General features: G+C 64.6%; 11 protein-coding genes. 6 read left to right on the top strand and 5 right to left on the bottom strand.

Annotated features, from left to right (window positions below; all coding sequences use genetic code 11):
• Window positions 1-15: 15 nt before the first annotated feature.
• The gene (locus F757_RS0113185; RefSeq protein WP_027211790.1) at window positions 16-348 is read right to left on the bottom strand and encodes an ArsR/SmtB family transcription factor; all 333 of its coding nucleotides are present in this window, start codon (window positions 346-348) and stop codon (window positions 16-18) included.
• Window positions 349-745: 397 nt separating this feature from the next.
• On the opposite strand from F757_RS0113185, the gene F757_RS0113190 reads away from it, so the two are divergent.
• Window positions 746-994 (top strand): hypothetical protein, encoded by a 249-nt coding sequence (locus tag F757_RS0113190; RefSeq protein WP_027211791.1) that lies wholly within the window; start codon window positions 746-748, stop codon window positions 992-994.
• 24 nt (window positions 995-1,018) lie between these two features.
• Here the strand turns inward: F757_RS0113190 and F757_RS0113195 are convergent, their stop codons facing one another.
• Both F757_RS0113195 and F757_RS0113200 read right to left on the bottom strand, forming a co-directional pair.
• Window positions 1,019-1,807 (bottom strand): sulfite exporter TauE/SafE family protein, encoded by a 789-nt coding sequence (locus tag F757_RS0113195; RefSeq protein ID WP_027211792.1) that lies wholly within the window; start codon window positions 1,805-1,807, stop codon window positions 1,019-1,021.
• A 199-nt stretch (window positions 1,808-2,006) separates the two neighbouring features.
• Window positions 2,007-2,729: a LysE family translocator gene (locus F757_RS0113200; protein ID WP_027211793.1), complete on the bottom strand. Its 723-nt coding sequence runs from the start codon at window positions 2,727-2,729 to the stop codon at window positions 2,007-2,009.
• 269 nt (window positions 2,730-2,998) lie between these two features.
• On the opposite strand from F757_RS0113200, the gene F757_RS0113205 reads away from it, so the two are divergent.
• The 5 genes from F757_RS0113205 (at window position 2,999) to F757_RS0113225 (ending at window position 9,510) form a co-directional block, all read left to right on the top strand.
• Complete coding sequence (locus F757_RS0113205; protein ID WP_027211794.1) at window positions 2,999-3,892, top strand: LysR substrate-binding domain-containing protein; 894 nt, start codon at window positions 2,999-3,001, stop codon at window positions 3,890-3,892.
• A 227-nt stretch (window positions 3,893-4,119) separates the two neighbouring features.
• The gene (locus F757_RS0113210; RefSeq protein ID WP_027211795.1) at window positions 4,120-5,115 is read left to right on the top strand and encodes a hydroxymethylglutaryl-CoA lyase; all 996 of its coding nucleotides are present in this window, start codon (window positions 4,120-4,122) and stop codon (window positions 5,113-5,115) included.
• Entirely contained in the window at window positions 5,112-6,371 is a 1,260-nt protein-coding gene (locus tag F757_RS33465) for a CaiB/BaiF CoA transferase family protein (protein WP_035466745.1), read from the top strand. Before F757_RS0113210 ends, F757_RS33465 begins: the two co-directional genes overlap by 4 nt.
• An 82-nt stretch (window positions 6,372-6,453) precedes the next feature.
• Window positions 6,454-7,935, top strand: coding sequence for an MFS transporter (locus F757_RS0113220; RefSeq protein WP_027211796.1), 1,482 nt, complete (start codon window positions 6,454-6,456; stop codon window positions 7,933-7,935).
• Window positions 7,936-8,424: 489 nt separating this feature from the next.
• Window positions 8,425-9,510 (top strand): glycosyltransferase family 4 protein, encoded by a 1,086-nt coding sequence (locus F757_RS0113225; protein WP_027211797.1) that lies wholly within the window; start codon window positions 8,425-8,427, stop codon window positions 9,508-9,510.
• A gap of 70 nt (window positions 9,511-9,580) precedes the next feature.
• On the opposite strand, the gene F757_RS0113230 is transcribed toward F757_RS0113225, so the two are convergent.
• Together F757_RS0113230 and F757_RS0113235 are read right to left on the bottom strand one after the other, a co-directional pair.
• Window positions 9,581-11,965 (bottom strand): RICIN domain-containing protein, encoded by a 2,385-nt coding sequence (locus F757_RS0113230; protein ID WP_027211798.1) that lies wholly within the window; start codon window positions 11,963-11,965, stop codon window positions 9,581-9,583.
• 126 nt (window positions 11,966-12,091) lie between these two features.
• On the bottom strand, window positions 12,092-12,544 hold the full coding sequence (locus tag F757_RS0113235) for a GDP-mannose mannosyl hydrolase (protein ID WP_027211799.1): 453 nt from the start codon (window positions 12,542-12,544) through the stop codon (window positions 12,092-12,094).
• Window positions 12,545-12,551 lie beyond the last annotated feature (7 nt).

The raw sequence follows: 12,551 nt of genomic DNA on the forward strand, positions 1-12,551 counted from the left end.
CGTCGTCGCTGCGCGTCACGTCGCCGCTCCCCGGCATTGCGGCGCGGCGCCTGCTTCACATGCCGCGCCCCCGCAGCAGTTCTCAGTAAGAAACGCGATTAATCCGTTCATCGCGCTGAAGTTGGCCGAGTAATAGATAAAGCGCCCCTGCTGCTGACCCGTGACAAGTCCGGCATGGGAAAGGTCCTTCAGGTGAAACGACAGGCTGGACGGAGACAGCCCGAGTTGCTGCGCAATTTCACCTGCGGGCAGACCATCGGGGCCGGCGACAACCAGTGCGCGGAAGATCGCGAGCCGGGATTCATGAGCCAGCGCGCCGAGCGCGCGTACCACTAGGTTGGAGTCCATCACCGCATCATAAAACGGTTGGGTTCGTCAATTCAAGAAATATCGAAATGACGGCCGATCTTGCGATGCCGGCAAGTCGATTGGCGTCGCGAGGCCGCGGCGCACAGGCGGGAGCGTCTGCGATGCCAGCCCGTCACTGCACATCACTGCGTGCGCGGCGCGCAACGGCTCCGGTTCGACTCCTCGTGCCGCCGCTGACCGCGTCAGCTTTCAGGGCGACAACGGTTCGGGCGACCCGAGCTTTTTGTTTTCCTCCAGACGATTTTTGAAGCGACGATGATGGGGGAACACACGCCGCCGCTGCGCGCCGGGCGCCGTTGTCCGATTGTGCGCGACGACACATTTCCGTCGCCGCCCAAGGCGTACTGTGTGTGTGTGAAGACACGGAGTGACCGCCATGCAAACCACGGCCTTGCGCTATACCGACCTGCCTATCGACGACCGCGCCGCCTTCGAACTGGTATGCGCGCGGCACGGCTTCGCGCCCGCGCATTTTGACATCAGCATTCATGCCGATCCCGCCGACGTCGCCCGCGAGAGGCTCGTCACCGTGCGGCGCGGCGGCTGGGCGCAGTCCTACTATGACAGCCACGGCCAGTGGGTCCGGCAGTTCGAGGCCGATCTCACCTGCCGCTTTTTCAAGTGACGGCGACGAGCGCGCCTCGCGCGGTCAGGCCACCACGAGACGCAGGCCGACCAGCGTGAGCGTGGCGGCAAGCAGATTGCGCAGCAGCGCATCCGGCGCGCGCGCGGACAACATGCTGCCCACCGCGATGCCCGGCAGCGAGCCGAGCAGCAGCGACAGCAGCATCCACCAGTCCACGGAGCCGAGCAGCCAATGGCCAGCGCCCGCGAGCAGCGTGAGAGGCACCGCATGCGCGATGTCCGAGCCGACGATGCGCGTGGTCGGCAGCATCGGATAAAGCAGCAGCAACACCGTCACGCCGATGGCACCCGCGCCCACCGAAGTGAGCGACACCAGTACGCCGAGCACGGCGCCTGTCAGCATGGTGAGGAGGAGCGTGCGTCCCTGGTTCGGCGCGCGCCGCCGGTGTGCCGCGAGCGCCGCGAGCTGCGGGCGGAACACCAGCGCCACCGCCGTCACCAGCAACGCGGCGCCCAGCACGAGCTGGATCAGCCGGCTCGCGCCCGGCGTGTCCATGCCGTAGCGGTGCAACAGCAGCAGCGTGACCGTGGCCGCCGGTACGCTGCCGGCTGCAAGCCGCAGCGTGACCTGCCAGTCGACGGAGCCTTTCAGGCCATGCACCAGCGTGCCGGTCGCCTTGGTGGCGGCCGCGTACAGCAGGTCGGTGCCGACCGCGGTGGCCGGATGCACGTTGAACAGCAGCACCAGGATCGGGGTCATCAGCGAGCCGCCGCCTACGCCCGTCAGTCCGACCAGAAAGCCGACAAAGAGGCCGGAGACGGAATACAGCAGATCGATATGCGCAAGAGCCATTGAAGAGACCGCTGGCGGTCGGTGGATTGACGGTTAAGGCACGGGCGGCGCGCGTGCCTTAAGCGCCGACACGGATCGGCAAACTGGAAGGAAGGCTGCGCCCGGCGCGGCGAAAGGCGCTATTGTCGCAAAACTGAAGCCAAAGCGTACGGAATGCGAGGAAGCGCGAGTGCCGCGCACGGTGCGCGCGGCGCCCGGCTCACAGCGCGCGGCGAATCTCCACGACGCCGAACGCCGCCAGCATGATGCCGACGAGCCGGTCGATCGCGAGCCGCAGCTTGCTGCCGATAGCATGGCGCGCGAGCGACACCACCGTTACGAGGAAGCACCACCATGCAATCGAGCCGCAGAACACGCCGCCGACCGTGGTCAGCGCAATGGCCGACGAGAAGGCGCCGCGCGGCGCGAGCGTAGTGAAGAGCGCGGCGAACATGATTACCGTTTGCGGGTTGGTCAGCGTGAGCAGCAGGGAGCTCGCGTAGGCGCGCAGCGCGCCTGCGCGGCCCACTTGTGCGAGCTTGCCGTGGGTGCCGCTGCTGCTGCTGCTGTTGCTGCTGCCGCTGCTGCTGTTGCCGCTGCCGCTGCCGTTTGCGCCGCCGTTGCCGTCCTGTTCGCCGTTCGCTGTGTCGGCAGGCGCCTTCTGCAATAAAGTGCGCACGCCGAGGTAGAGCAGAAACAGGCCGGCGAGCAGATGTAGCGGCCGGTCATAAGCCAACATGAACTGCGAGATGCTGACGAGGCCCAGCGCCGCAATCAGCCCGTAGAAGGCATCGCCGCTCGCAATGCCGAGGCCGATCGCGAGCCCCGCGCGCGGGCCGCCCGTCAGCGTGCGGCGGATGCAAAGCATGCCCATGGGTCCGACCGGCGCGGCAATCGCGAGGCCCACGCCGGCGGCGGTGAAAAAGAGGCTGGTCATGGACATGGCAGGTTCCGTTGGCTTGTTGTGATGGACAGTGTGTCGCAGCGCGCCTGGTGCGCCACCGCCTTGGGGCGGCTCGACGCGAGGCGCCGCTCGTCCCGCGAGCATCGCTCAGCATAGCCAGAGCCGCTGCCTTGAGCAAGCCTGCAGCCGACGCCTGGCGATTGACCGTGGATACCCTGGGATCTCTGCGTTCGCCGCGCATACTCGGGCATAATTTTCTGCACCCATTTTCCTACTCCATTTCCCACTCAATTCCTGGAGCCGTCCGCATGTGGCAGATCGATCAGGTGACGTTGCGCTTGTTCATCGCCGTGTGCGAGGAAGGCACGATTGCACGCGCTGCTGAGCGCGAGTTCATCGCGCCTTCGGCGGTCAGCAAACGGCTTGCCGATCTGGAGGCGCTCGTCGAAGTCGCGCTGCTCTCGCGCAGTCAGCGCGGCGTGCGCGCCACCGCCGCGGGCGAGGCGCTGTTGCGGCACGCCCGGCTCATCATGCGCGGCCATGAGCGCATGCAGGCCGAACTCAGCCAATATGCAGCCGGCGCACGCGGGCATGTGCGAGTGCTCGCGAACGTGTCGTCGATGGTGGAATTCCTGCCCGAGGCGCTGTCCGAGTTCCTGAAGGCCAATCCGCAGATTCGCGTGGATGTGGAAGAGCGCGTGAGCGCGGAGATCGTGCGCGGGCTCGAGGAAGGCGTTGCCGACCTCGGCATTTGCCGCGACGTCGTGCCGATGGGCAGTCTCGACGCGCTGCCGTATCGCGCGGACCATCTCGCGCTGATCGTGCCGCGCGGTCATCCGCTTGCTGGCGAGCCGAGCGTCGGCTTCGAACAGACGCTCGCTTACGATCATCTGGGGCTGTCTTCGAATGCGTCGGTCAATGCGCTGATGCAGCGTATCGCGGCCGAGAAAGGGCGCGAGCTGAACTACCGCACATACGTGTCGACATTCGACGCTGCGTATCGCTTCATCCAGGCGCGCCTCGCGGTCGCGATTCTGCCGGGCGAGGCGCTGCCCCGTCATGCCGCCGACGAATACGGCATCGTCGCGGTGCCGCTGCGGGAGGCATGGGCCGAGCGGCGCTTCGTGATCTGCGTGCGCGACCGCGGCGCGCTGACGCTTGCCGCGTCGCATCTGCTGGAGCATCTGCTCGCCTCCGTCTGAGCTCTCGCGGGCGTTGACCGGTTCGGACTTCACGCGCGGCGCCGCGCTCCTTGTGAAAAGCCCTTAAGGGTTTCCCCTTTACGTCCTCGCGGGCCCGTCGCGCCTGCTTCGCGAGCCATCGTCAACGGCGATGGAGTGCTTCGTCAACGCAGACTTTGCGATGCGCGCTCGCGCAGGCACGCTGTGACCCGTGCTTCATTTCCCGCCTATTTCGCAGGATTCAAACCATGAGTGATACGAGGGAGCGCGTTGTCGTGACCGAAGTCGGCATGCGCGACGGCTTGCAGAGCATCGCGCGCGTCATGCCCACCGAATTCAAGCGCCGCTGGATAGACGCCGGGTATGCCGCTGGCGTGCGGCATATGGAAGTGGCGTCGTTCGTTCCGGCCAGGCTGCTGCCGCAAATGGCCGACGCCGACGAGGTGATCGCTCACGCGCTCACTTATGACGACCTGATCGTGACTGCGCTTGTGCCGAATCTCAAGGGCGCACAACGCGCGCTCGAAGCGGGCGTGCATCGCATCGTTGCGCCCATTTCTGTGAGCACCGCGCATAGCCTCGCGAACGTGCGCAAAACGCCGGCTCAAATGATTGATGCGTTTGCGGACATGCGCGCGGCCATCGACAGTGCGGCGCGCCACGCATCGAATCCGCGCGCGGGGCATGTCGAGCTGATTGCCGGCTTGTCAACGGTATTCGGCTGCACGCTACAAGGCGCGGTGCCTTATGACGATGTTGCTGCCATTGCGCGCGCCGCCGTGAACGCAGGCGCCGATGTGATCGCGCTCGGCGACACGACCGGCGAAGCGACGCCGCGCCAGGTGGGCGAGATTATCGAACTCGTGCGCGACGTGGCCGGCGACAGGCTGCGCGCGCTGCATTTGCACGACACACGCGGGCTCGGCCTCGCGAATACGCTGATTGCGCTGCAACACGGCATCCGCGAATTCGACGCGTCGCTCGCAGGGCTTGGCGGCTGTCCGCACGCGCCTGGTGCCACGGGCAACGTCAACACCGAGGACCTCGTGTTCATGCTCGACAGCATGGGCTACGACACGGGTATCGACCTCACGCGACTGCTGGCCTCGCGCGAGGTGCTCACCGACGCATTGCCGGGTGAGCCGCTTTACGGTTATCTCGCGCGCGCCGGTGTGCCGAAGCAGTTCGCGCATGCGCAACACGCCGACGCTTCCATCTCTTTCCGTTCGCAGGTCCTGCAATGAACGCCTCTACCTCCGCTGTGACTGCCGCTGCCGGTTCCGATGCGTCGCACAACGCGTTGCCGCTTGCCGGCATTCGTGTAATCGAGCTCTCGCATATGGTGATGGGCCCGACGTGCGGGATGATTCTCGGCGACCTTGGCGCCGAAGTGATCAAGGTCGAGCCGCCGCGTGGCGACGGCACGCGCCGTTTGCTCGGTACGGGCGCCGGCTTCTTCCGCACCTTCAATCGCAACAAGAAAAGCGTTGCGCTCGATCTCGACAGCGAAGCGGGACTCGCCGCACTGCACGCGCTGGTCGACAGTGCCGATGTGTTCGTCGAGAACTTCAAGCCGGGACGCATGGCGAGCCTCGGCCTCGACTATGCGGCACTGCGCGAGCGCAACCCGAAGCTCATCTACGTATCGCACAAGGGCTTTCTCAACGGTCCGTATGAACAACGCCTCGCACTCGACGAAGTCGTGCAGATGATGGCCGGTCTCGCGTACATGACCGGTCCTGTGGGCCGTCCGCTGCGCGCCGGCAGCTCGGTGAACGACATCATGGGCGGCATGTTCGGTGCGATCGGGGTGCTCGCCGCGCTGCATGAACGGCACGCAAGCGGGCGTGGGAAGGAAGTGCAGAGCGCGCTCTTCGAAAACTGCGTGCTGCTCTCGGCGCAGCACATGCAGCAATATGCGGCAACGGGCGTGGCGCCCGCGCCGATGCCGGAGCGCATCAGCGCATGGGCGGTGTACGACGTATTCACGCTCGCCAACCACGAGCAGATGTTCATTGCGGCGACCGGCGACGGTCAATGGCGCGCGTTGTGCGGCATTCTGGGGCGCGCGGATCTGCTCGCCGATGCACGCCTTGCGACCAACAACGACCGGGTGCTCGCGCGCTCATGGCTGTTGCAGACGCTGGGTGAAACGCTGCGTCAGTTCGAAGGCGTGGCGCTCGCGCCGCAGTTCGAGCGGGACCACATTCCGTTCGCCTCAATCGTGAAGCCCGAAGAACTGTTCGACGATCCGCATCTGAATGCAAGCGGCGGCCTTGCGCGCCTCACGCTCGACGACGGCAGCGAAACTGCCATGCCCTTGCTGCCCATTTCAATCGACGGCGCGCGTTTGCAGCCGCGTCAGCCGATCGCGAAGATCGGCGAGCACACGGCAGAAGTGCTGCGCGGGCTTGGCTATGACGACGCACAGGTCGCGTCCATCGTGTCCGCCACGTCGCCGACGGACGGTTCGGGACCGGCGCCGCGCGCAGCGGCCTAAGTGAATTCGCAAGCAGGTCTTGCGCAGAACCCAGATCAATCATGCTTATCCGGCGAGAGACCGGCATTCAAGGAGACAGACGATGAAGTCGTCGAATCAGGCGGTGTACGCAACAGCGCTCGGCGATGCCGGCGCGCTCGATCTGCCTTCGGGCAGCGGCGCATCGGCGGATAGCCGCGCCGAGGAAATCGCACTGGGTGGCGCGCGCATTTCGGCGCGGCTCGACCGCCTGCCTGCCACGCGTTCCATCTGGAAGCTGGTGATGCTGCTGAGTCTCGGCCTCTTCTTCGAACTGTACGACTTGATGTTTTCCGGCTATATCGCGCCCGGACTCGTCAAGAGCGGCATTCTCACGGCAACCACGCATGGCCTCTTCGGCACCAGCGGCGTAGCGAGCTTCATTGCGGCACTGTTTGCCGGGCTTTTTATCGGCACGGCCGCCTGCGGCTTTCTGGCGGACCGCTTCGGGCGGCGCGCAATTTTCACCTGGTCGCTGCTCTGGTACACGGCGGCGAACATCGTCATGGCGTTTCAGGACACGGCGCTCGGGCTCAACGTGTGGCGCTTCATTGCGGGCATCGGGCTTGGCGTGGAGATCGTGACGATCGGCACGTACATCTCCGAGCTCGTGCCGAAGCATGTGCGCGGCCGTGCCTCCGCATGCTCGCAGGCGGTGGGTTTCTGCGCGGTGCCGATCGTCGCGTTTCTCTCGTATCTGCTGGTGCCGCATCAGTACTTCGGCCTCGACGGCTGGCGTCTCGTAGTGTTGACCGGCGTGGTCGGCGCAGTGTTCGTGTGGTGGATTCGCCTTGGCTTGCCCGAGAGCCCGCGCTGGCTCGCGCAAAAAGGCCGCATCGACGAAGCCGATGCAATCATGACGCGGCTCGAAGCGCGAGTCGAGCGCGAATACGGACGAGCGCTGCCTCAGCCGGCCTTGCCCGAGCCGGTGCGGGCGCGCGCCGTGTTCCGCGATCTTCTTGCGCCGCCGTATCGCAAGCGCACCCTGATGCTGATCATCTTCCACGTGTTCCAGACAATGGGCTACTACGGCTTCGCGAACTGGATTCCGACATTGCTGATCAAGCAGGGCATTACCGTGACGACGAGCCTGATGTACGCGAGCATCATCGCGATAGCGGCGCCGCTGGGTCCGCTGCTCGGCCTGCTGATTGCGGACCGTTTCGAGCGCAAGACGGTGATCATCTGCATGGCGGCGGTGAACGTGGTGTGCGGGCTGCTGTTTAGCCAGGCACGCGAGACGGTGCTGCTTGTCAGCCTCGGCGTATGTCTCGTGCTGGCCGGCAATATCATTTCGTACAGCTATCACGCGTATCAGGCCGAGCTTTTTCCAACCAGCATTCGTGCGCGCGCTGTCGGCTTCGTCTATTCGTGGAGCCGCCTCTCCGCGATTTTCTCCGCGTTCGTGATCGCGGCATGTTTGCGGGAGTTCGGCGTGAACGGCGTGTTCGCGTTCATCTGCAGTGCGATGGTGATCGTGATGCTGGCCATCGGCACATTGGGACCGAAGACGCGCGACGTCGCGCTGGAGGACATTTCGAAGTAGCGCGCGTCGCGCGGGAACCATACCCGCACCAGCGAATGGCGTCAGCCGGCCCGTGCCTGTACCTGAGAGCGCGTGGGCCGGCTGACGTTTTTTTTGTGCGGTCGCTTTACCTTGCGAAGATCATCGTTACAGCGAATGTGCGCTAACGCTCGTTTATCTCCGCCACTGCTGCTGTAGGCTCATGAGGCCGCCTGGATCGCCGACGGATAGCCGGCGCATATTCGCATGACGAGTGGGCGATACCGCTCACTTCACAGCCGAAGAGGTCTTGGCCTTGGCGCAAATTTGCAGGATGTTCGGTGTAACGTTTTCTGGCGACAACTGCCGGCGCACCAGCTCACCGGCGAGTCGCGGGTTTCGGAAACGACGCGCGCCGCTACAGGCACGCGCCATATACCAACTATCGGATGAGGGCGCCGCGTGGGCCGCAGGTCACGAGGCACACTCATCTGGCCGCTGCAAGGCGGGCGGTCACTAGAGAGATAAATCGTGAGGATTCTTCAACTGGTTCACGCACCACGATTGTCCGGGGCAGAAGTACTCGTAAAAGGTCTTGCCATTCACCACCAGCGGGCCGGGCATGATGTCTGTATGACTTCGCTGTTGCCGCAGCAGGACGATTTCGCCGATATTCGTGCGGAGCTCAATGCGGCCGGCGTCACGTGCCGCTTTCCCGGCGTGCGCCACGGCCGGGTCGGCAAACTGCTGCACCTGTACCGGGTGGTGCGCGAGTTCCGCCCCGATTTCATCATTGCGCACGCCACGCTGGCGGCGCTGTATGTGCGTCTGCTGCCGGTGCACACGCCGATTGCCTGGGTGATGCACTCGGGCGTGAACGACTTCGAAAACGGCGCGCTCAAGCGTGCGGAGCGCCTGCTCTCGCGCCGGGCGAGCGCCGTTATCGGCGTATCGCAGCAGAATATCGACGACTACATGCGCGAGATCGGCAAGCATCCGTCAATGGTTGTGATTCCTAACGGTGTGGACGCGTCGCTCTTCGCCGCGCACGAGGCTCCGGTAGCGCGCGACAGCGAGGTGCCGTCGAAGCAGATCGTTCAGCTCGGCCGGTACATAGAAGGGAAAAGCCAGCTCGATACCGTTCACGCGTTCCAGCGCGTGTTGCAGGCGGAGCCGGATGCGCGTCTGCTGCTGTGCGGTGTGGTCGAAGAGATCGATTACCATCGCGCAGTGGTCGAGCTGGTCAGGCAGCTTGGGCTCGAAAGCAAGGTCAGCGTATGCGGGCCGCGCTCGGACGTTGCCGCAGTGTTGCGCTCGTCGCGCGTGTTTGCGATGCCCTCGCGCTTCGAAGCGCAGAGCATTGGCTTTCTCGAGGCACTGGCGTCCGGCATTCCGGTCGTGGCGAACCGTATTCCCTCGTTCGGTTTTGCGAGCAACTTTGCCGGCGTCAGTCTGGTCGACACGACTGACGCGCAAGCTTACAGCCACGCGCTCGTCAATGCGCTCAATACGCCGCGCGCGCACCGGCAGCTTGCTGGTTATACGCTGCATGACACCGCGGACCGCTACATGTCCATCGTGCGCAAGTTCGCGGAGCCGCTGCGGGTATCTGCCTGAAATTGATCGACCGGCCGCGCGGGCGTTATTGCCGTTATCGCGGTCATTGCCGTTATTGCGGTTATTGCGGTTATTGCGTAAGCCGGTCGATCCTCACTGTCTCCGAGAAAAGCCCCGGCATTTCGCCCAGATCCTGCGGCGAGCCTACCGCCAGATTGCCGGTCAGCGGATAGCGTGACAACCCAGCAGCGCCTCCTGTGAAGTAGAAATCGCCGAGCGTGGCGTCCACCCTCCGGTAAACCACGAGCGCTGCCCCATGCTTGTCCTGCACGTAGGCAGGAAACACGTCTGACCATGACATGCCTTCCAGCGAAGCCACGTGCACGGGCACGGCTGTCGGGTCGGCAATGTCGAGCGAGGCTATGTCGATAAGCGCCCCGGCGTCCGCGCCCTCCAGACGCGGGGTGAGCAGCATGAGCGACTCGGCACGCTCGCCGTGCGACGGAGCAATGGCCGCTTTAACGAAGCCGGGTGCGAAATCCGCCGGCAAGTTCCTGCGTTCGCCGATGGTCATGCCTTTGGCGTCGTTAGCAATCACAGTGAGCGATACGCGCTGCTGCCCCGCCTCTAGTGCGACGAGCGACGAGCGCGAACCTGCCTTGCCGAACGGCAGCAGCAGCGCGTTTTGCGCAAGCCCGTTGGCTTCGGCGGCGCGTGTGGGCGCGGTGGCGCCTGTCGCGCCGTTCGACGACGCAATCCACAAGTCCAGTCCGCGATCGGCACGCTTCTGTGCTATCAGCACACTGGCTCTTCTGGTGCCGGTGAAGTCGGCGGCCACGTATTGCTGCGTCAGTTCGGGCCTGAATGCGGGGCTCGTTTGCAACCACAGGCGCGGGGCGTCGAAGCGATCGCCCGCGCTACGCAGCAGCCAGAAGGCGGTGCCGTTCTCGCGCGCGGTCACGACCATCAGATCCGCCTTGCCGTCGCCATCGAAATCGCCCAACAAAAACCGCGCGCTGTCAAAGCAGAGCGTGTCGCCGGCACAACTCGGTGTGGTGGCGCGCGGGTCGAACGACACTGAAGCCGAATACCACAGCGCAGGCGCTTGCTTCTTTTCGAGCGACGCCGCATACACGCCGAAGCCTGGACCGTCGTGCTGTCTCTGCACATAGACGGCGGACGTGGTGCCTGTACCTGTCACGTCGCCATACATCGCGGTCGCGAGCCGGAGATCGTTGGCCTGGATGCGCTGCGTCGTTGCCCAGCGGTAGCGCGTGGTGAGCGAGGTGCAGCCGCGCATTGTCAGCTTGCCGCGGTTTTCGCCGAGGCACTGACGCATTGGCGAATAGACGAGCCCGAAGTCCCACGGCGTCCACCGTTGCGCAAGATCCCACTGATCGCAGCTTTCCGCGCGTAGAAAACCGTCGCGTTCTGCAATGCATTGCGACGTGGCCACGCTCACCAGCGCAGCATTGCGCGCATTGCCTGGATAGGCCGTGACCGGTTCCCATCGCCATTGCTGTGCTGGCGATCCATTGCACGCGGCGAGCGTAGGTGCCTCACCGATCCCGTTGGCGCTCACGCAGCGGTTCGTCGCGACATTGAATAGCTTGACCGGGCGCGCCTCAAAGTCCGGCACGCGGCGATCGCTGCGGTCCGCGAACGCGTAGCGTCGCGCGATCCAGTTGCCGTCCCATTGGAACTCGCCGAATACATGCGAGGACTCGCTTCCGTCGATAGAAAAGTAGCTCGCGACGATATCGCGCTTGCGTTGCACCTCGGCGGCGGGGAGATTGCCTGGCCAGCCGCCGGTCGGGTATGTCACGTGGTAGACGATCGGCACGCTCTTGCCGAGCGTCTGCGCAACATGACGCGTAATGCGCGCCGCAAAAATGTGGTCCGGATGCTCGACGAACGGTACGGTGTCAGGATTAAGCGTGAAGATCTGCGAGGCCTCTGAGAGGATCGACCTCAGTGTGGCTGAGAGCGCATTGCTGTCGTATTTCATGCGCCCGGTACCGTCGGTGTTCATGGGGTAGCTGGACAGCGTGGCTCGCTGTTCCCATAGCAGGCCGAGCGGCTCGCGGCCGCCGCGCACGCCGCCACCGGGCAGCCGCAGTTCGAGCAGGCGAACCTGTGGCTTCGCCTTCAATACCATTTGATGCACGAGCTTGCCGGCGACCTCGACGTTGGACTCGTCCCACAGGTCAGGCACGCCTGCCATGCGTGCATAGGCGAGCCGCGAAGCTCGTTCGCGCGTGAGCACGTAGGAGAAGTTCGCGCCGTTCGCGCCGCCGATCAGATGCACGGTGGTGATGCACCATCCCGCGTCGAGGCGCTCGCTGATCGCGGGATCGATGAACAGCAGGTCGTCGTCGAGATGGGCAACGACGGTGACGAGCATGCCCGCGTTGCAGTTCGCCGCGCGCGCCGCCGCTGGAAACAGAGTCAGGGAAAGCAGCGCGATGAGCGCAACGCATGCACTCCGCGCAAGCCTCGTCGCCGATGATCGCATGTGGATTCGAGCCGTTATGGTTGGCCCGATCATACTTTAATGATCTGATGTTCTGACGTTACCGGCCTAACACTGCGGTTAATTACGCGCGCCGGTCTCGCGCCCAGGCGGGCGCGTGCGGCGGCTTCAACGGAAATAGGCCTTGGTGTTGTCGTGGACGTCGTCGCGTACGAGTAGTTGGGCCGGCGTGAGCCATAGGTAGCCGTTGTGCTGATCGGGCCGGCCGAGTCGTTGCGTGTCCGGAAGCGACAACGCATAAGCCAGCACGATGTAATGCGTCGAGACGCCAGACTCGCCTGCAAAGTTGTCGCTGTAGTGATGCTCGAAGACGCCCTCGAATCGCGCGGACGAACGTGCGAGCCTCGGCACGCCGAGTTCGGCGTCGGCAATGCGCGAGAACGCGGTGTCGAGTGTCTCGTCTTTGAGAATACGGCCGCCCGGAACAAACCATGTGCCCTGCGCAGGCCGGTTGCGGCGGTGGCCGATCAGAATGCGTCCGTCAGCATCGCTAACTATCAGGTCGATCGAGACGAGTGGCGTCAAACGAACAACATCGAGGAAGTCGAGCTCCGTCAGCATATCCATT

This window comes from Burkholderia sp. WSM2232, assembly GCF_000472545.1.
GTDB lineage: Bacteria > Pseudomonadota > Gammaproteobacteria > Burkholderiales > Burkholderiaceae > Paraburkholderia.